Source organism: Rhizobium beringeri, assembly GCF_004306515.1.
GTDB lineage: Bacteria > Pseudomonadota > Alphaproteobacteria > Rhizobiales > Rhizobiaceae > Rhizobium > Rhizobium beringeri.
Genome location: NZ_SILG01000001.1, coordinates 4019762 through 4039473 on the forward strand (window position 1 = coordinate 4019762; position 19712 = coordinate 4039473).

At 62.2% G+C, this 19712-nt stretch carries 19 protein-coding genes; 5 read left to right on the top strand and 14 right to left on the bottom strand.

The features are described 5' to 3' along the window. Positions 1 to 149 precede the first annotated feature (149 nt). From ELH03_RS20040 to ELH03_RS20050, 3 genes are read left to right on the top strand one after another with little or no spacing between them, the layout of a single operon-like run. Positions 150 to 1862, top strand: a complete 1713-nt coding sequence (locus tag ELH03_RS20040; protein ID WP_128412635.1) for an IlvD/Edd family dehydratase — start codon at positions 150 to 152, stop codon at positions 1860 to 1862. Further along, positions 1859 to 2731: an amidohydrolase family protein gene (locus tag ELH03_RS20045; protein WP_130766595.1), complete on the top strand. Its 873-nt coding sequence runs from the start codon at positions 1859 to 1861 to the stop codon at positions 2729 to 2731. Before ELH03_RS20040 ends, ELH03_RS20045 begins: the two co-directional genes overlap by 4 nt. A 14-nt stretch (positions 2732 to 2745) precedes the next feature. After that, positions 2746 to 3678, top strand: coding sequence for a dihydrodipicolinate synthase family protein (locus ELH03_RS20050; protein ID WP_128412636.1), 933 nt, complete (start codon positions 2746 to 2748; stop codon positions 3676 to 3678). Here the strand turns inward: ELH03_RS20050 and ELH03_RS20055 are convergent. Together ELH03_RS20055 and ELH03_RS20060 are read right to left on the bottom strand one after the other, a co-directional pair. Then, positions 3659 to 4156 (bottom strand): GNAT family N-acetyltransferase, encoded by a 498-nt coding sequence (locus ELH03_RS20055; RefSeq protein ID WP_128412637.1) that lies wholly within the window; start codon positions 4154 to 4156, stop codon positions 3659 to 3661. The genes ELH03_RS20050 and ELH03_RS20055 overlap by 20 nt on opposite strands. A gap of 16 nt (positions 4157 to 4172) precedes the next feature. Continuing rightward, positions 4173 to 5123 (bottom strand): GNAT family N-acetyltransferase, encoded by a 951-nt coding sequence (locus ELH03_RS20060; RefSeq protein ID WP_128400305.1) that lies wholly within the window; start codon positions 5121 to 5123, stop codon positions 4173 to 4175. Between the two features lie 139 nt (positions 5124 to 5262). On the opposite strand from ELH03_RS20060, the gene ELH03_RS38770 reads away from it, so the two are divergent. Both ELH03_RS38770 and ELH03_RS20070 read left to right on the top strand, forming a co-directional pair. Continuing rightward, the gene (locus tag ELH03_RS38770) at positions 5263 to 6198 is read left to right on the top strand and encodes a tyrosine recombinase XerC (RefSeq protein WP_128400306.1); all 936 of its coding nucleotides are present in this window, start codon (positions 5263 to 5265) and stop codon (positions 6196 to 6198) included. 293 nt (positions 6199 to 6491) lie between these two features. Next, positions 6492 to 7568: a TraB/GumN family protein gene (locus ELH03_RS20070; protein WP_130659338.1), complete on the top strand. Its 1077-nt coding sequence runs from the start codon at positions 6492 to 6494 to the stop codon at positions 7566 to 7568. A 9-nt stretch (positions 7569 to 7577) separates the two neighbouring features. On the opposite strand, the gene ELH03_RS20075 is transcribed toward ELH03_RS20070, so the two are convergent. The 12 genes from ELH03_RS20075 to sucC form a co-directional block, all read right to left on the bottom strand. Next, positions 7578 to 8078 (bottom strand): cytochrome b, encoded by a 501-nt coding sequence (locus ELH03_RS20075; protein WP_128400308.1) that lies wholly within the window; start codon positions 8076 to 8078, stop codon positions 7578 to 7580. A 101-nt stretch (positions 8079 to 8179) separates the two neighbouring features. Continuing rightward, positions 8180 to 9586, bottom strand: a complete 1407-nt coding sequence (gene lpdA, locus ELH03_RS20080; protein WP_128400309.1) for a dihydrolipoyl dehydrogenase — start codon at positions 9584 to 9586, stop codon at positions 8180 to 8182. Positions 9587 to 9613: 27 nt separating this feature from the next. Further along, on the bottom strand, positions 9614 to 10252 hold the full coding sequence (locus ELH03_RS20085; RefSeq protein ID WP_064245395.1) for a LysE family translocator: 639 nt from the start codon (positions 10250 to 10252) through the stop codon (positions 9614 to 9616). A gap of 21 nt (positions 10253 to 10273) precedes the next feature. Next, positions 10274 to 11026 (bottom strand): SDR family oxidoreductase, encoded by a 753-nt coding sequence (locus ELH03_RS20090; protein WP_128400310.1) that lies wholly within the window; start codon positions 11024 to 11026, stop codon positions 10274 to 10276. After that, the gene (locus ELH03_RS20095) at positions 11023 to 11553 is read right to left on the bottom strand and encodes a hypothetical protein (RefSeq protein ID WP_128411825.1); all 531 of its coding nucleotides are present in this window, start codon (positions 11551 to 11553) and stop codon (positions 11023 to 11025) included. Before ELH03_RS20095 ends, ELH03_RS20090 begins: the two co-directional genes overlap by 4 nt. Beyond that, entirely contained in the window at positions 11550 to 12299 is a 750-nt protein-coding gene (locus ELH03_RS20100; RefSeq protein WP_128411826.1) for a DUF4241 domain-containing protein, read from the bottom strand. Before ELH03_RS20100 ends, ELH03_RS20095 begins: the two co-directional genes overlap by 4 nt. A gap of 13 nt (positions 12300 to 12312) precedes the next feature. Continuing rightward, complete coding sequence (gene odhB, locus ELH03_RS20105; RefSeq protein WP_128400313.1) at positions 12313 to 13578, bottom strand: 2-oxoglutarate dehydrogenase complex dihydrolipoyllysine-residue succinyltransferase; 1266 nt, start codon at positions 13576 to 13578, stop codon at positions 12313 to 12315. 39 nt (positions 13579 to 13617) lie between these two features. Next, the gene (locus ELH03_RS20110; protein ID WP_128400314.1) at positions 13618 to 13926 is read right to left on the bottom strand and encodes a YciI family protein; all 309 of its coding nucleotides are present in this window, start codon (positions 13924 to 13926) and stop codon (positions 13618 to 13620) included. 15 nt (positions 13927 to 13941) lie between these two features. Next, on the bottom strand, positions 13942 to 16926 hold the full coding sequence (locus ELH03_RS20115; protein ID WP_128400315.1) for a 2-oxoglutarate dehydrogenase E1 component: 2985 nt from the start codon (positions 16924 to 16926) through the stop codon (positions 13942 to 13944). A gap of 174 nt (positions 16927 to 17100) precedes the next feature. Next, a complete protein-coding gene (gene sucD / locus ELH03_RS20120) occupies positions 17101 to 18003 on the bottom strand; it encodes a succinate--CoA ligase subunit alpha (RefSeq protein WP_012759277.1) in 903 nt (300 codons plus the stop codon). Positions 18004 to 18016: 13 nt separating this feature from the next. Further along, positions 18017 to 18508 carry a DUF1579 family protein gene (locus ELH03_RS20125; protein WP_128411827.1) on the bottom strand — a complete coding sequence of 164 codons (492 nt, stop codon included), beginning with the start codon at positions 18506 to 18508 and terminating at the stop codon, positions 18017 to 18019. 8 nt (positions 18509 to 18516) lie between these two features. After that, positions 18517 to 19710 (bottom strand): ADP-forming succinate--CoA ligase subunit beta, encoded by a 1194-nt coding sequence (gene sucC, locus ELH03_RS20130; RefSeq protein ID WP_027682564.1) that lies wholly within the window; start codon positions 19708 to 19710, stop codon positions 18517 to 18519. Between the last annotated feature and the right edge of the window lie 2 nt (positions 19711 to 19712).

Consider the following 19712-nt stretch of genomic DNA (forward strand, 5'->3'; position numbering starts at 1 on the left):
ATTTCGCAGATTCCCATTGTATTTTATGGCGATCTCAGAAGAAATCCAAAAATACGATACAGTGACGCCATCTTATTTATTGACAATCCTCCGTATCCCTCTACGCTGACACCACGGCCATGGATCAATTTGGCGAGGGAGGAACAGGTTTGTCGAACGGTCTTCGTCGCAAGCTGACGAGTTACGGCGATCAGGGATTCTCTCTTTTCCTGCGCAAGGCATTCATCAAGGCCATGGGTTATTCGGACGATGCGCTCGACCGTCCGATCGTCGGCATCGCCAATACCTACAGTGATTTCAATCCCTGTCACGGCAATGTGCCGCAACTCATCGAGGCAACCAAGCGCGGCGTGATGCTGACGGGTGCGATGCCCATGGTGTTTCCGACAATCTCGATCCACGAGAGCTTTGCCTCGCCGACCTCGATGTATCTGCGCAATCTGATGGCGATGGAAACGGAAGAGATGATCCGCGCCCAGCCGATGGATGCCGTCGTCCTGATCGGCGGCTGCGACAAGACCCTGCCGGCCCAGATCATGGCGGCCGCCAGCAGCGAGATACCAGCGATCTTCCTTCCGACCGGCCCGATGGCCGTCGGCCACCACAAGGGCGAACGGCTTGGCGCCTGTACGGATTGTCGCCGTTTCTGGGGGCGCTTTCGCGCCGGAGAGATCGACGAGGCCGAGATCGCCGAGGTCAACAACAAGCTGGCCAGCTCGATCGGCACCTGCACGGTGATGGGCACGGCGAGCACTATGGCGAACCTGACCGAAGTCATGGGTCTCTGCCTTCCCCGCGCGGCTTCGGCACCGGCCGTCGAATCCGAACGGGTTCGGCTTGCCGAGGAGACGGGCCGTGTCGCCGCACGTCTCGCCATGGATGAGGCAGCGCCGACGGTGCGCGATATCCTGACGCCGCAGGCAATACGCAACGGGCTCGTCGCGCTGCAGGCGATGGGCGGCTCGACCAATGCCGTCGTCCATCTTGCCGCAATTACCGGCCGCCTCGGCCTGCGCCTTGACATGGCCGAGCTCGACCGGCTGGGCCGGAGCATTCCCCTGCTCGTCGACCTGCAGCCCTCAGGCCAGCATTATATGGAGCAGTTCCACGAGGCGGGCGGCGTCCCGGCGCTGTTGAAGGCGGTGCGCCATGAAATCGACGGCAGCGCGCCGACGGTCTATGGCAGGGCGATCGGCGAAATCATCGACGCTGTCGTCGATGAGCCGGGCCAGACCATCATCCGCACCATCGAGAAACCGTTGAAGCCGATCGGAACGATCGCCGTCCTGCACGGCAATCTTGCGCCGCGCGGCGCCGTCATCAAACAATCCGCAGCCTCCAAGGATCTGCTCCAGCATATCGGCCGCGCCGTGGTCTTCGATTCCGTCGAGGATATGACGCTGCGCATCGACAATGACGATCTCGACGTCCATGCCAATGACGTTCTGGTTCTGCGCAATGCCGGGCCGAAAGGTGCGCCCGGCATGCCGGAAGCCGGCTATCTACCCATCCCGCGCAAGCTCGCCCGCCTGGGCGTGAAGGACATGGTGCGGATTTCCGATGCCCGGATGAGCGGCACGGCCTTCGGCACGATCATCCTCCATATCGCGCCTGAAGCCGCCGATGGCGGCCCGTTGGCGATCGTCCGCACCGGCGATCGCATTCGCCTCGACGTCGAGGGCCGGCGCATCGATCTCGACATCGACCAGGCGGAATTCGATCACCGCATGCTTGATGTCGTCAACCGGCCCTCGCCGGCCCCGGCGCGCGGCTATGCCAAGCTCTATCAGGAGCGCGTGCTCCAGGCTGACGAAGGCGCCGACTTCGATTTCCTGCAAAGCGAGGAGCTCGACGCGCGATGAGTGCCGCTGATATGGAGGCGCCGCTTTGTCTGCCCCGCCGGCAGCTGACGCGGCTGCCGCGGGCGGCACTGCCGCAAGGCACGGTCGATACGCATTTCCACGTCTTTCGCGCCGGCGCTCCGCTCAACACCCCACGCAGCTACACGCCTGACATCGCGACGATTGCCGACTGGATCAAATTCTCCGGCAATCTTGGTATCGCCAGGGGCGTATTGGTGCAGCCAAGCGTCTATGGTCTCGACAATAGGCTGCTGCTGGAGGCGCTTGCCGCCTATCCAGATCGTCTGCGCGGCATCGTCGTCATCGATCCCGAAACCGCCAAGGCCGAGATAGATCGGCTCGACCGGCTCGGCGTGCGCGGCGTGCGGATCAATACGCGCAACAAGGGCGGCCTCCCGCTCGCCGCCGCCAGGACACTGGCGGAAAGCATTGCTGCTTTCGGCTGGTCGCTGCAATTGCAGATCAATCCCGAACAACTTCCCGATATTGCGACAACACTGGCCGGCACCCGCCTGCCCATCGTCATCGATCATCTTGGCTTCATTCCGCTTGCCATAGAGACGAGATCACGGCATGTCGATGCGCTGAGAAGGCTGATGGACGCGGCAGATACCTATGTCAAAGTGACCGCACCCTACCGTTTGACGAAGGACATGAATGACCAAGGTTTCGCCGAGGTCGCCCGCGCGCTTGCCGCCAGCCACGCGGAAAGGCTGCTCTGGGGCAGCGATTGGCCGCATACCGAATTGTGGGATGGCATGCCTGACGACGCTGAGCTGATCGAGACCATGCAGGCCGCCGTCGACGATCCCACGGTTGCCGACAAGATTTTTGTTCGAAATGCCGAAGCGCTGTTCTTCGGCCGCTGAATTGGAGAGCACCAATGGCCAGACTGACCGAAGATGCCAAGGGCGTCTATGTGATCGCCGTAACCCCCTTCACCGATGACGGCGCGCTCGATCTCGCCAGTATCGACAGCATGGTCGATTTCTACGAGGGCGCCGGCGTCACCGGCCTGACGGTGCTTGGCCAGCTCGGCGAGGCCCCGAAGCTGACCGCCGAGGAATCGCGGACAGTCGTCGAACGGGTGCTGAAGCGCCTCGACGGGCGTCTTCCCGTCGTCGTCGGCGTTTCGGCGCCGGGGCTTGCGCCGATGAACGAACTCGCCGAAGCCGTCATGGGTGAGGGTGCGGCCGGCGTCATGGTTGCGCCGCCCTGGACCGTCAAGACCGACGATCAGGCCTTCGCCTTCTACCAGTCGGTTGGCGAGGCCCTGGGCGATACGCCCTTCGTGCTGCAGGATTATCCGCTCACCACCAATGTGACGATCGCGCCCAAGGTCATTGAGCGCATCGTCAACGACGTGCCCAATTGCGTCATGCTCAAGCACGAGGATTGGCCGGGTCTTTCGAAAATCTCAGCACTTCGCGCCGCCAGCGACAAGGGCGCCATGCGGCGTATCTCCATCCTCTGCGGCAATGGCGGGCTTTTCCTGCCCGAAGAGATGGGCCGTGGCGCCGATGGCGCAATGACCGGCTTTTGTTATCCGGAGATGATGGTTGGCGTCGTCGAGGCCTATGCAGCCGGAAATCCCGATCGCGCCCATGCGATCTTCGATGCCTATCTGCCGCTCGCCCGCTACGAACAGCAGCAGGGCATCGGCCTTGCCTCGCGCAAATATGTGCTTGCCAAGCGCGGCGTGATCAAGTCCGCCACCCTGCGCAAGCCGGGCGCCAAACTCTCGACACTGGATATTGCCGATGTCGAGCGGTTGCTGGCGCGCCAGGCCATCCGCCTCAAGGAGATCGGGGCGTAACACACCGGCGCAAATCCGAAGCCGCTGGATCATCGCTACGACGCTGCAGCGCGAGCAGATGGCTATGTCCATCTCGTCCGTGAGGCTGAAATCCGATCGACTCCCAGAACCTCGCCGCACCATCGTTTCCCGCATGAACGGTGACGACGGTGCAGAAGGAACGCGCATGGTCGAGCAGAGCCATGGCAAGCATCCGGCCGATGCCGCGCCCGCGCATTGCGGGACGAATATAGAAACGCCGCATCCGCAGCGCCCCTGACATGGCCGTTTCGACAGTCATGCCGCCGATGCCGGCGAGCACCTCATCGGCATAGGCGCCAAGCAGCCTTTCGCCGTCACGCTGGAATCTGTTGTCGCCGGTCGACCATTCGTCGACAAGACGGGTGATATGGAGATAGCCTTCCCGCCGGGCTTCGCTTTCGAGATCTGCGATCTCCTGCGGCAATCCATCGCGGAACGTGCGGATATCGATTGTCATGGCAATCCCGGCGGTTCTAGATGGCGGGAACCGGAACCTCGCGGGGCATCGCCGCGGCCGGCAAGCCGACCGGCACGAAGGTCGCGTCGCCATCGGCGGCCATATCATGCACCGTATGTTTCTCCAGCGCCTTCGTCACCTCGTTGAGGTCGCCGTCTAGCTGTTCGGCCGGAATAAGATTGCCGATCACGAAATCGAAGCGGTCGCCGCGTTTGTTCAACAGTTCGTGGAACACGGTCATGTCGCGAAGCTCCGTCGACCATTTCGCCAGCCAGTAGAACAGCCCCGAATTGCGCGCCGTCATATGGACGGGAAGGATCGGCAGATTGTATTTGCGCGCCAGCCCGACGGCCGAGGTCTTCCATGTCCGTTCGTTCAGCCGGCCGTTCGCCCAGTAGGCGATGCGGCCTGAGGGAAAGAGCACTGTCGCCTTGCCTTCCTTCACCGCATGGTTGGTCAGTTGCAGCGTTTCGCGCGCCTTCAGCTTGCTCTTATGCTCCTCCCGCCATTCGACGGGAATGATCATCTCGGCAAAGCGCGGATTGACGCGGATGGCATCGCGATTGGCGAAGAACATCATGTCCGGCCGACGCGCCTTCAAGAGATCGAACACGGCAACGCCGTCGGCGATGCCGGTCGGATGGTTGCTGACGAGGATGAAGCCGCCGGTATCAGGGATGCGTTCGCCATTGGTGATGCCGATGTCGAGTTTCAGCACATCGCTCAGATATTCGAACGACTGGAAGCCCGGCATTTTGGCGACCGCATTGGCGAATTCGAGCGCCTTGTTATAGCGCAGCAGCGTGTAGAGGAACGGCCGCATGACCGGCCAGAGCGGATTTTTCACGATCCTCTGGCCGCGTTCAGCAATCAGCGTATCGACGATATGACCGGGCTTTCCCTGTGAAACGAGAGCGATCGCTTCCGCGAGCTGTCCGAAAGCCGTCATGGAATCGCGCCGTGCCATGAAAGATCCTGTCTATGGGGTATAAGCTATCGCAGTACAATATGATCGAAGGATGACAAAGGCTTGGCCGGCATTAGCAATTCCATAACTGTTCCTGCTCCAAATTGGCGGACTTGAAGGCAAAATCAAGGCCAGCAACGTGAACGAACTGCTTGTTATCGCCGATCCGCGCCTGATGGCGGAGCGTGCCGCATGGCTTGAAAACCTCGCCCACGAGCGCCGTCTTTCCGAGCACACGCTCGACGCTTACGAGCGCGACACCCGCCAGTTTCTGACCTTTATGACCGGCCATCTCGCCGGCCCGGTGACGCTCCGCGACATCAGGGAGTTGCGCCCCGCCGATTTCCGCGCCTTCCTGGCGGCCCGCCGCAAGCAGGGCTCCGGCGCCCGCTCGCTCGGCCGCAATCTCGCCGGTCTCCGTTCGCTGCTGCGCCATCTCGAAAAGAAAGGCTTGGTCAACGCCGCCGGCGCCGGCGCAGTGCGCTCACCGAAACAACCGAAATCGCTGCCCAAGCCGCTGTCGGATACGCAGGCGATCACCGTCGTCAGCGACGACGCCCAACTCCATGACGAACCCTGGATTGCGGCGCGCGATGCGGCTGTCATGACGCTGCTCTACGGCTGTGGCCTGCGAATCTCCGAAGCGCTTGATCTTACTCCCGCCGACCTGCAGAAGGGCGCGACGGCGCTGCGCATCACCGGCAAGGGCAACAAGACGCGGCTGGTACCGTTGCTCTCTGTGGTTTTCGACGCGGTCGAGAAATACCGCGCGCTCTGCCCATACCATCTCGAAAGCGGCGAACCGCTGTTTCGCGGCGCCCGCGGCGGCAAGCTGCAGGCGGCGATCATCCAGCGCACCATGCAGAAGATGCGCAGCGCCTTCGGTCTGCCGGAGACGGCAACACCGCATGCACTGCGCCATTCCTTCGCCACCCACCTGCTTGCCGGCGGCGGCGATCTGCGCACCATTCAGGAACTGCTCGGCCATGCCAGCCTTTCCACAACGCAGATCTATACCGGCGTCGATGCGTCGCGGCTGCTCGAGGTGTATGATCGGGCCCATCCGCGTGCCTAGCGCATCGGCCCGAAAATCGGACCGATTTTCGGAAAAGCACGATGCGTAGATTGAAAGTGTTACAGCGTCCTTTGCGCGTCTGAAAGACGCGCGGCGCTGTAATGGATGTCGCCCAAAAGTGTGCAGCGGTTTTGGGGCAACGACATGTATAGACGATAGGCTTAAAGCGCATCGCATGGATGCGATTGAATGTGAGGCGCTTTAAGCTCTCGTTAAGGCATTCTCTTAAAGGAATATGCGCAAGCCGGGCGTAGAGCATGAAGCTTATGGAGCATGTGATCGGAACACCCATCATGACGACATCAATCGGCCGCCGGACGTCCTACCTCGCAGTGCCGGCCAATCTGTTGCTCTGGCTGATCGCAGTCTTTCACATGCTGCTTCTCGCCGCGCTGTTTGCCGCCTTCCTGACGGCAAGGCCGGCAGCGGCCGAAGACGTGGCCTGCACCGGCCGCAACCTGATGATCGAACTGCAGCAGAACGACCCCGCCCGCTACGCCGAGGCGCTGAAGGAGGCCGACGCCACACCAAACGGCAAGGGCATCTTCTGGAAGATCGAAAAGCCCGGACTTACACCTTCCTGGCTGCTCGGCAGCATGCATGTCACCGATCCACGCGTGCTGGCCCTGCCACCGCGCGCCCAGGCCGCCCACGACGCCGCCGACACGATCATCATCGAATCCGACGAGATCCTCAATGAGCGGAAGGCGACCGCCGCCCTGCTCGCAAAGCCGGAGCTGACGATGTTCACCGACGGTACGACGATCGACAAGCTGCTTTCTCCCGAGGACTACAAGCGCCTCGAAACCGGCCTCAAGCAGCGCGGTATCCCGCTCAGCGCCGTTTCCCGCATGCGGCCCTGGATGATCTCGAGCGCCGTCGCCCTGCCGGCCTGCGAAATCGCCCGCAAGGCCAAAGGCGTGCAATTCCTCGACCAGAAGATCGCCACCGATGCGGTTGCTCAGGGCAAACAGGTCAAGGGGCTGGAAACCCTTGCCGAACAGATCCAGGCCATGGCCGATCTGCCGGTCGAATTCCATCTGAAGTCGCTGATCGAGACGCTGGAACTCGGAGACAAGATGAGCGATGTCGTCGAGACGATGACCGACCTCTACCTCTCCGGTGATATCGGCATGACCATGCCGATGTTGAAAACTGTGACACCGGAGGAGGAAGGCGAAAAGAACGATTATGCCGCCTTCGAGCAGCGCGTCATCCTCGACCGCAACAAGGTGATGGCCGAGCGCGCCGCCCCCATCCTCGACGGCGGCAACGTCTTCATGGCCGTCGGCGCCCTGCATCTGCCCGGCAAGGACGGCGTCATCGAACTGCTGCGCCAGCAGGGCTTCACCGTCACCGCGGTGAACTGAACCAGCCGGTCAGCCGAGCGTCATGCGGCGCAGAACATTGCTTTTCCAATAGAACTGATGGACGAGGGCGCCGGCGACATGCGCCGCGATCAGCGCCCAGAGAATGATCTTCAGGACATCCGCGTGGAACGAACCGGCGGGATCGATACCGAAATAGTAGGCGGCGATGCCCGAAAGCGGCATCGCGAAGATCAGGATGTAGAGGCCGGCATGGGCAAGCCTCGCTGCAAGACGGAAGATCGCCGGCTCCTGTACGACCTCGTCCGGAACGCCCTTGGTAAAACGCAGCCCGAGCCTGAGGACGGCAAGCAGCAGGATGGCGATGCCGATATAGGCATGGATATTCGCCGACGAAATCTGTTCCGGCGTCGGTACCTGGCCTCTGCGCATCAGCCGATGCCAGATATTCATGCCGTCGGGAAACAGCAGATTGAAGAAGATCAGCAGCGCCACGGCCCAGTGAAGAAAACGCTGGCTCAGGCTGTAACTCACGATGGACGGCTGCTGCATTTCTGGACCTTCGCGGATGCTGAACTCAACGATACGCAACAACTAAAACAACCGCCTGCCTTCCGGCAAGCGGCTGTATGCTTTGTTACGAACATGTAAGATTACATATGGATCGGCTTGAAGAAGGTTGCGAGCGCAGCCTCTTTCACCGCTTCCGACATTGTGGGATGCGCGTGGCAGGTCCGGCCGAGATCTTCCGACGAACCGCCGAACTCCATCAGTACGGCGATCTCGTGGATCATCTCGCCGGCGCCGAAGCCGACGATATGGCCGCCGAGCACCCGGTCGGTTTCCTTGTCGGCAAGGATCTTGACGAAGCCGTCCGTTGCCAGCATCGCGCGAGCGCGGCCGTTCGCCGTGAATGGGAACTTGCCGACTTTGTAGGCGACGCCTGCCGCCTTCAGCTCTTCCTCGGTCTTGCCGACGGAAGCAATTTCCGGCTGGGTATAGACGACGCTCGGAATGACCTCGTAGTTCACATGGCCATGCTGTCCGGCAAGGATTTCGGCAAGCGCCACGCCCTCGTCTTCCGCCTTGTGCGCCAGCATCGGACCCTTGACCACATCGCCGATCGCATAGATGCCGGCGACATTGGTCTTGAAGTGACCGTCAATCTCGACACGACCGCGATTGTCGAGCGAAACACCGGCTTCTTCGAGGCCGAGGCCTGCCGTATAGGGCTTGCGGCCGGTGGCGATCAGCACAACTTCGGCGTCCAGCGTCACCTTGTCGCCGCCCTTGACGGGCTCGAAAGTGACCTTGGCGCCCTTGTCGCCCTTTTCGACGCCGGTGACTTTGGCGCTGAGATTGAAATCGATGCCCTGCTTGGCAAGCATACGCTGGAATTGCTTGGAGACTTCGCCGTCCATGCCGCCAAGGATGGTGTCGAGATATTCGACGACGGTGACTTTGGCGCCGAGGCGCGACCAGACGGAACCGAGCTCGAGGCCGATGACGCCGCCGCCGACGACGATCAGCGTTTCCGGCACCTTCTCCAGCGCGATGCCGCCAGTGGACGAGATGATGGTCTTTTCATCGATCTCGACCTGCACGCCGGGAATGCCGGCGACGTCGGAGCCGGTGGCGATGACGATGTTCTTGCCTTCGATCTCCTGCACCTTGCCGTCGTCGGCGGTGACGGAAACCTTGCCGGCCGAGACGATCTTGCCGATGCCCTGGAAGGCATCGATCTTGTTCTTCTTGAAGAGGAAGGCGACGCCGTCGACATTCGACTTCACCGTCGCATCCTTGTGGGCCATCATATTGCCGAGATTGAGCGTCGGCGCCGGGACGTCGATACCGAGCGCGCTCATCCCGTGGCCGGCCTGATGGAACATTTCGGAGGCATGCAGCAGCGCCTTCGACGGGATGCAGCCGACGTTCAGGCAGGTGCCGCCATAGGTCGCCCGCTTTTCGACGACGGCGACCTTGAGGCCAAGTTGGGCCGCCTTGACGGCGCAGACATAGCCGCCCGGGCCGGTTCCGATAATGATCACATCGTAGGACATTGCTTCTTTCCCTTTGGATTTTTTCGTTTAATCGGCCGCGCGCGACAAAGCGAGGCGGAAGCCGAAGCCGACAAGTGCCGCTCCGGTGATGCGGTTGAACCATTTGCCGCTGGCGATGAAGCGGTCACGAATCGCCTTGACCGTGAAGAAATAGGAAACGCCGGCAAACCAGGCGACCAGCGCCGTCGCCATGCCGATGCCATAGGAGAACTGGATCAGCGCCGGCGTGTCGTGATGGACGAGCGTCGAAAACAGCGACAGGAAGAACAGCACTGGCTTCGGGTTCAGCGCATTGGTGATGAAGCCCATGCCCAGGCATTTCAGCATCGAGACCGGCTTGCGGTCTTCGGCCGTCACCTCGATGTCCTGCACCTTGAATCCCGGTTCGCGGAACGACTTGATGCCGAGATAGACCAGATAGGCGACGCCTGCCCATTTGATGACAGCAAACAGCATCAGTGATTTCGACACGATCAGACCGAGGCCGAGGATGGTGTAGCTGATGTGGAAGAGCAGGGAGAAGCCCATGCCGAGCCCGGTCATGATGGCGGCGCGTCGCCCATGCACGATGCTCTGGCGCAGGATGACGGCAAAATCGGCGCCCGGCACGACGATGAAGATCGAAAAGACGGCCATCAGGCCGAGGAATTCGAGAATATATTGCATGCTGTTTTTCGCCCTGTCGTTCTAGCGGCCGCCGCTCACATTGAGGATCGCGCCGGTTATATAGGAAGCCGAAGGCGACAGAAGATAGAGGATCGCATCCGCCACCTCCTCGGGCGTGCCGGCGCGCTGCATCGGAACCGCCGGCGCCAGCTCGCGTGCTCGGTCAGGCAGCCCGCCCGAAGCATGGAGGTCGGTTTCGATGATGCCGGGCCTTATCGCATTCACGCGGATGCCCTCGGCAGCGACCTCGCGCGCCAGCCCGACCGTGAACGTATCGATCGCGGCCTTCGAAGCGGCATAATCGACATACTGCGTCGCCGAACCGAGGATCGCCGCCATCGACGAGACGTTGACGATTGCCCCGCCCCGCCCGCCATGCCGGCTCGACATGCGGCGTATGGCCTCTGCGGCGCAGAGGATGGAGCCGGTCACATTAACGCGCAGCATGCGCTCGATTCGCTCCGCCGACATCTCGTCGATGCGCTGCGGATAGTCGACAATGCCGGCATTGTTGACGAGCCCGTCGAGCCGACCGAAATGCCGGTCGACCGCCGTAAACATCGAGACGATATCCGCAGCCTTGCCGACATCGCCCTGGATTGCCACGGCCTCGCCGCCGCCCTCAGCGATCGAAGCCACGACGGCATCCGCGGCTTGACGGTTGGCGGCGTAGTTCACCGCGACACGCCAGCCCTGGCGCGCGGCGAGCCGTGAAGCCGCAGCGCCGATGCCTCGGCTTCCGCCGGTAATGAGAACAACAGGTGTATCGCTCATGTCGCACACTCCTTAAACGTCAGCACGTCCCACGGTGCCACCACGGCTTTGCCCTCGCCCCAGGCGCTGGATTCGCGGATGGCGGGACCAAGGCCGGGGAGCACGAGCTTTTCCGCCGCCGCAGCACCTTCGGGCTGCAGATTGTCCATCTCACCCTCGGCATCCATGCCATAGACGGCGCCCTGCCAGACCGTGCAGGCATCGAGATCGGCACCGGTCGCATCGCCTTCGGGGCAGTTGAACATCAGGATGCCGATGGCGCGCACCGGATCTTCCGATGGCATGACATAACCTTCCATCACGACAGGTGTCTTGAGCGCGCTGACCTTGAACTGGTTGCTGGCGGCGGCCGATGGAGAATTCAGCGGTGCAAAGCGCAATTCATATGCTCCATCGCGATCGACGTAGACGGCCTGCTCCTGCTTGCATGCCGCACCGAACGTGGATGCCGGAACGGCGAAAAACGCGGCGGCTGCGATTGCGGCCACGCCCATCCGTCTCGCCGTGATCCTGATCCTTCCGCTCATTGCAGCTTCGGCTCCTTCCGCCCGTCGGCGTTCTCGACAACGCTGAAATCCGTCAGCAGCACCAGCGCACGACCGTCCTTGTCGAGCCCCCAGAAGACCGGATAGAAACCGTCGCCCCAGCCGCTCCAGAACACCGCGACATTGCCTCGTCTGCTGGCGACCGGCCGGTGCAGCGCATAAGTGCCCTTGTTCGCCTCGAGGTCCGACGCCAGCACGTCGTCGTAATAGTTGGCGTCGGAACCCGCTTTCTGCGCCTGCACCTGCTCTTCACGTTCTCCGATCAAATCAAGCGTATCGGCATCCATGTAGCTTCCGAGGCCGGCATCGACGGCGTAGCCGAAGATCTCTCCGTCCTTCAGCGTCGCTGTGTCCTGCCCGGGCAGGACCGCAAGCTCCCAATGATCCGGCTTGCCCTCGGCAAACCGCATGCTGGCGGCCGCGATGCGTCCGAAGGCCTGGTAGAGCGTCACCGGATAGTCGCCCGGCGCAACCGTTCTTGCAAGCGCCGGACGATCAGGCTGGGCGAGCGGATCGGCGGCAACGATGCGTCCTGATGTCAGCTCGACATTGCCCATATGGATCGCGCCGATCGACCGGCCGGAGAGTTCGGCGTCACTGAGCGCCACCAGCTCGAAATTGCTGCTTGCCTTGCTGATGTCCCAGCCGGCAGCCGATGCGGAGACCGGGACATGCGCGGCGGCAGCGCAAAGAAGAAGGCGCGCCGCTCGCATGATCCGGTTCCGCATCGAAAGCGCTCCCTTAGAGATCGAGAACCAGACGTTCCGGATCTTCCAGGCTTTCCTTGACGCGCACGAGGAAGGTGACCGCTTCCTTGCCGTCGACGATGCGGTGATCGTAGGACAGTGCCAGATACATCATCGGACGGATGACCACCTGGCCGCCGATCGCGACCGGCCGCTCCTGGATCTTGTGCATGCCGAGAATGCCGGACTGCGGCGCGTTAAGGATCGGCGAAGACATCAGTGAACCGTAGACGCCGCCATTGGTGATGGTGAAGGTGCCGCCCTGCATGTCGGCCATGGAGAGCGAGCCATCACGGGCTGCCTTGGCAAGACGGCCGAGCTCCTTCTCGATTTCGGCGATCGACATCTGGTCGGCGTCGCGGATGACAGGAACGACGAGGCCTTTGTCCGTGCCGACGGCCATGCCGACATGGCAGTAGTTCTTGTAGATGACGTCGGTGCCGTCGATTTCGGCGTTGACGGCCGGCAATTCCTTCAGCGCATGCGTCACCGCCTTGGTGAAGAAGCCCATGAAGCCGAGCTTGACGCCGTGCTTCTTCTCGAAAATGTCCTTGTACTTGTTGCGCAGATCCATGACCGCCTTCATGTCCACCTCATTGTAGGTGGTCAGCATGGCTGCGGTGTTCTGCGCATCCTTGAGGCGCTTGGCGATCGTCTGGCGCAGGCGCGTCATCTTCACGCGCTCTTCGCGCGAGGCATCCTCGACCGTCGACGGGCCACGCGCGGCGGCAGGCGTTGCTGCGGGTGCGACCGCCGGAGCGGAAATGCCCTTGGCGACGGCGGCGATGACGTCGCCCTTCAGCACCTGGCCGCGCTTGCCGCTACCGTCGACCTGATCGGCGGAAAGGTTGTTTTCGGCAAGCATCTTCGAAGCCGCCGGTGCCGGCGGCATGGTGGAGACGGAAACGCTCGATGACGACGATGCAGCAGCGGCAACTGGCGCTGGCTGGGCAGCCGCCGCCGGGGCTGGCTGGGCAGGCGCGGCGGCCGGTGCAGCAGCAGCGGGCGCGGCAGCAGCGGCAGCACCTTCGGCGATCTGGCCGAGCAGCGCGCCGAGGCCGACGGTCTCGCCGGCGGCAACGACGATTTCCGAAAGCGTGCCGGAGGCGGGTGCTGGAACTTCGATGGTCACCTTGTCGGTTTCAAGCTCGAGAATCGGCTCGTCGGCCTTGATGGCGTCGCCGACCTTCTTGAACCAGGTGCCGACGGTTGCCTCGCTGACGGACTCACCGAGAGTTGGAACGCGGATTTCTGTGGCCATTGTTCAGATCCTGATTTCGTGTGTTTTCGTTTATGCGTTTCAGACGGCGGGCGGCCGCGAGATGATCGAAGGCATCGGCAGGATATCGAAGCGGAAACCGAAACCGGAAGTAATGATCGGATCGCCGTCGGCAAGAACCTGTGCCGCCGCCTGATCCTCGACTTCGACGACTGCCATGCCCCAGGCGCCTTCACCCTCGAAGACAGGACCGACTATTATCGCCGATCCCGCAAGGGCGTGCCGATGCCAGTATTCAGCATGGCGTTTCATCGCCGCCATTTCCTCCCCGGTCCCGTCATGCGGGAAAGTGGGGCGCGGCGGCTGCAATCTCAGAAAGAAATAAGCCATTGCGCCCCCCGTGTTTTAACCGCCCAATGCATCCTCAAGGAATGCGGCGAGCTGCGACAGATGCTTGGACATCAGGCCCGTCGCCGGCGAGGCGGCGGCCGGACGGCCGGTATAGCGGACGCGCTGGTACTTCGCGTCGATATGGGCGAGCACCCATTCGAGGAAGGGGTCGATGAACGACCAGGCGCCCATGTTCTTCGGCTCTTCCTGGCACCAGACCATTTCGGCATTGCGGAAGCGCGACAGCTCGTTGATGAGCGCCTTTGCCGGGAACGGATAAAGCTGCTCGACGCGTAAGAGATAGATGTCGTCGATGCCGCGCTTTTCACGCTCTTCGAGAAGATCGTAATAGACCTTGCCGGAGCACATGACGACGCGGCGGATCTTGTTGTCCTTCTGCAGCTTGATCGGGCCGTCCTTGATCACCTCGGCATCGTCCCAGAGCAGGCGATGGAAGGCGGATTCGCCGGCCATTTCGGCAAGCGTGGAGACCGCCCGCTTGTGGCGCAGCAGCGACTTCGGCGTCATCAGGATCAGCGGCTTGCGGAAGTCGCGCTTCACCTGCCGGCGCAGGATGTGGAAGTAGTTCGCCGGCGTCGTGACGTTGGCGACCTGCATATTGTCTTCCGCGCAAAGCTGAAGGAAACGCTCGAGGCGGGCCGAGGAATGTTCCGGACCCTGACCTTCATAGCCGTGCGGCAGCAGGCAGACGAGGCCCGACATGCGCAGCCACTTGCGTTCGCCCGACGAGATGAACTGGTCGAAAACCACCTGCGCGCCGTTGGCGAAATCGCCGAACTGCGCTTCCCAGAGCGTCAGCGCATTCGGGCGAGCGAGCGAATAGCCGTATTCGAAACCGAGCACGGCCTCTTCCGAAAGCATCGAATTGATGACTTCGTAGCGCCCCTGCGTCGGCGAAAGATTGGCGAGCGGGATGTAGCGCTCTTCGGTTTCCTGATCGTAGAGAACCGAGTGGCGCTGCGAGAAGGTGCCGCGTTCGCAATCCTGGCCGGACAGGCGGATCTTGCTGCCTTCGACGCAGAGCGCACCGAAGGAGAGCGCTTCGGCCATCGCCCAGTCAATCCCCTCGCCGGTGGCGATCATGTTGGCGCGGTTTTCCATGAAGCGTTGGATCGTCCGGTGCGCATTGAAGCCCGCCGGGATCTCCGAGAGCTTGCGGCCGATATCCTTCAGCGTCTTCATCGGCACGGCGGTCTTGCCGCGGCGCTGCTCGTCGGCATTGTCGGCCGTGCGCAGGCCCGACCATTCGCCGTCCAGCCAGTCGGCCTTGTTCGGCTTGTAGTGCTGGCCGGCCTCGAACTCCTGTTCTAGATGGGCGCGCCAATCGGCCTTCATCTTCTCGACTTCGCCGTCGGTGAGCAGTCCCTCGGCGACGAGCCGGGCCGCATAGAGCTGCAGCACGGTCTTGTGGGCGCGGATCACCTTGTACATCTTCGGCTGCGTGAAGGACGGTTCGTCGCCTTCATTGTGGCCGTAGCGGCGGTAGCAGAACAGGTCGAGCACAACAGGCTTGTGGAACTTCATGCGGAATTCGGTGGCAATCTTGGCCCCATAAACGACCGCTTCCGGATCGTCGCCGTTGACGTGCAGGATCGGCGCCTCGATCATCTTGGCGACGTCGGACGGATAGGGCGACGAGCGCGAGAAGGCCGGGTTTGTGGTGAAGCCGATCTGGTTATTGATGATCACATGCATGGTGCCGGCAACGCGGTGGCCGCGCAGACCGGAAAGGCCGAGGATTTCGGCAATGACACCCTGGCCGGCAAAAGCCGCGTCGCCATGGATCAGCAGCGGCAGAACCTTGGCGCGTTCGGAAAGCGGGATGATGTCGCCGTCCCAGACGGTGGCGTTCATATCCTGCTTGGCGCGGGCCTTGCCCATGACGACGGGATCGACGATTTCGAGATGCGAGGGGTTCGCCGTCAGCGAAACGTGGATCTTGTTGCCGTCGAATTCGCGGTCGGAGGAGGCACCGAGATGGTACTTGACGTCGCCCGAGCCCTCGACCTCGTCGGGAGCGGCCGAGCCGCCCTTGAACTCGTGGAAGATCGCCCGGTGCGGCTTGCCCATGACCTGGGAGAGCACGTTCAGGCGGCCGCGATGGGCCATGCCGAACACGGCTTCCTTGAGGCCGAGATGGCCGCCACGCTTGAGGATCTGTTCCAGCGCCGGGATCAGCGATTCGCCGCCGTCGAGGCCGAAACGCTTCGTGCCCTTGAACTTGACGTCGAGGAACTGCTCGTAGCCTTCGGCTTCGACGAGCTTGGCAAGGATCGCCTTCTTGCCTTCCGGCGTGAAGGCCACACCCTTGTCCGGTCCTTCGATGCGCTCCTGGATCCAGGCTTTCTCTTCAGGATTGGAGATATGCATGAATTCGACGCCGAGCGTCGAGCAATAGGTGCGCTCGAGGATTTCGATCATCTCGCGGATGGTCGCGTATTCCAAGCCGAGCACGTTGTCGATGAAGATCTTGCGGTCGTAATCGGCGGCCGTGAAGCCGTAATTCTCCGCCGACAGCTCACGATAGTCGTCGACGGGAGCGGCGATGCCGAGCGGGTCGAGCTTGGCGTGCAGGTGGCCGCGCATGCGGTAGGCGCGGATCATCATGATGGCGCGCACGGAATCGCGCGTCGCCTGCAGGACCTCGGTGCTGTCGGCGGGCTTGCCCTGAGCTTCAGCCTTGGCTTTGACCTTGGTCTCGATGACCTTCTCGACGATGCCCCAGTCGCCATCGAGAGCCGACACCAGATCGCCGCCGGCCGGAAGCGGCCAGTTCTTCTTGCGCCAGGAAGCCCCCTTGGCCGCCCGCTTCACATCGCTGGGATCCTCCTCCAGCGCCTTGAAGAAGGTACGCCACTGGTCGTCGACCGATGCCGGATCTTCTTCGTACCGCGCGTAGAGCTGCTCGATATAGGCAGCGTTGGCGCCATCCAGAAACGAGGTGATCTGAAACTGCTCGTTGGCTTCTTGCCGTGCCATGGTGATATGCGGACGCTTCCGTCCGCCTCCTGACTTTGATGAATTTGCCGGCTTGATGGCCGGCTGCCGCATTCCGATTGCCGCCTGTCCGCGGCGCATCTGCTGTTCTCGTGCCGTCGAGGCCGGGCGGAAGGCGCAGATGCCGTTCCTCCGCCCGGTCTATATCTAGGTGGCTTAGCCCTTGAGGACTTCAACCAGCGTCTTGCCGAGGCGGGCCGGAGAGGGCGACACCTTGATGCCTGCCGATTCCATCGCCGCGATCTTCGATTCCGCATCGCCCTTGCCGCCGGAAACCACAGCGCCGGCATGGCCCATGGTGCGACCCTTCGGGGCCGTACGACCGGCAATGAAGCCGGCCATCGGCTTCTTGCGGCCCTTCTTGGCTTCGTCCTTGAGGAACTGGGCTGCGTCTTCTTCAGCCGCACCACCGATTTCGCCGATCATGATGATCGACTGGGTGGCTTCGTCGGCCAGGAACATTTCCAGGACGTCGATGAACTCGGTGCCCTTGACCGGGTCGCCGCCGATGCCGACGGCCGTCGTCTGGCCGAGACCTTCATTGGAGGTCTGGAACACGGCTTCATAGGTCAGCGTGCCCGAGCGGGAAACGATACCGACCGAACCCTTGCGGAAGATCGAGCCCGGCATGATGCCGATCTTGCATTCTTCCGGCGTCAGGATACCCGGGCAGTTCGGGCCGAGCAGGCGCGACTTGGAGCGGTCGAGGCGAGCCTTGACCCGCACCATGTCCATGACCGGGATGCCTTCGGTGATGCAGGTGATGAACGGGATCTCGGCGTCGATCGCCTCGATGATCGCGTCGGCAGCACCAGCCGGCGGAACATAGATGACGGACGCGTTGGCACCGGTCTTTTCCTTGCCTTCGGCAACGGTTGCGAAGATCGGCAGGCTTTCGCCCTTTGCTCCGGTCCAGGTTTCGCCACCCTTCTTCGGATGGATGCCGCCGACCATCTGGGTGCCGTAGTAAGCGAGCGCCTGTTCGGTGTGGAACGTGCCGGTCTTGCCGGTTAGGCCCTGAACGAGAACCTTGGTGTCTTTGTTGACGAGAATGGACATGCGAGGCCTTTGTTTAGGAGAGGTTGGAAGACGTGGAGGACGCGCGACGATAGACGCCGCTGACGACCTCCTGCCAAGTATCGCTGCCTGCAGGCGAAAAGCTGACGCCCATCCGGTAGCAGTCTTCATTTTCAAATGTGAATACGGTGCGCTGGCTGCCGCGCGGCGAAGTCTTCATCAGCACAAGCTCACTGCCGTTCCACTCGCCGGACGCCGGTACGGGCGGCGCAAAACCTGCGGTGTCGAACTGGTAGAGTTTGTAGGTCTGGTCCGAAGCATCGAAGCCGAAAACATTTCGCGCCTCGAACGAAACAGCACCATCACGCGTCTGGCGATAGCGCTGCTCGAGGAAGAACCCACCGAACAACGCCTCGCCGGAAAACTCAGCACTGGCCTTGCCTTCACTCGTCCACGCCGACGCCGCGACACGCTCGTCCCCTTCCCACACGCCGGCGAAGGCGTTGAGGCGGAAATGAGCAGCGGAGGGCGTGGACTGGAAGGCCATGATCGTTCTCAGCCGTTGATCGCCGCGACGATCTTCTTGGCCGCATCGTCCAAGTCGTCGGCCGCCGTGATCGCCAGACCCGACTCGTTCAGGATCTTCTTGCCGAGCTCGACATTGGTGCCTTCAAGGCGCACGACGAGCGGAACCTTGAGGCCGACTTCCTTGACCGCAGCAATCACGCCCTCGGCAATGACATCGCACTTCATGATGCCGCCGAAGATGTTGACGAGAATGCCTTCGACCTTGGGGTCTGCGGTAATGATCTTGAAAGCCGCAGCAACCTTCTCCTTGCCGGCGCCGCCGCCGACGTCGCAGAAGTTGGCCGGCTCCTTGCCGTAAAGCTTGATGATGTCCATCGTCGCCATGGCGAGGCCTGCGCCGTTGACCATGCAGCCGATATTGCCGTCGAGCGCGACATAGGCGAGGTCCCACTTCGAGGCCTCGATTTCCTTGGCGTCTTCTTCGGTCTCGTCGCGAAGCGTCTTGACGTCGTCGTGACGGAAAAGGGCGTTGCCGTCGAAAGACATCTTGGCATCGAGGACGCGCAGGTGGCCATCCTTCATGACGATCAGCGGATTGACCTCCAGGAGAGCCATGTCCTTTTCGCCAAAGGCCTTGTAGAGCGCCGGGAACAGCGTCTTGGCATCCTCGGCGGCAGCGCCGTCGAGCTGCAGAGCCTTGGAGATCGCCGCAACGTCGGCAGCCGTCACGCCGGCTTCCGGATCGATGGCGATCGTCTGGATCTTTTCGGGCGTGTCGTGGGCGACCGCCTCGATGTCCATGCCGCCTTCGGTCGATACGACGAAGGCAACGCGGCCGACCGAGCGGTCGACAAGGATCGAGCAATAGAGTTCGCGGGCGATGTCGGCGCCGTCTTCGATGTACAGGCGGTTGACCTGCTTGCCGGCTTCGCCGGTCTGGGCGGTCACCAGCGTGTTTCCGAGCATTTCCTTGGCGTGGGAAACGACTTCCTCGATCGACTTGGCAAGGCGAACGCCGCCCTTGGCATCAGGGCCGAGTTCCTTGAACTTGCCCTTGCCGCGGCCACCGGCATGGATCTGGCTCTTGACCACGTAAAGCGGACCGGGAAGCGACTTGGCGGCAGCCTCGGCTTCTTCAACCTTGAGAATAGCCACACCTTCGGCAACCGGCGCGCCATAACCCTTCAGCAGAGCCTTGGCCTGATATTCATGAATGTTCATGG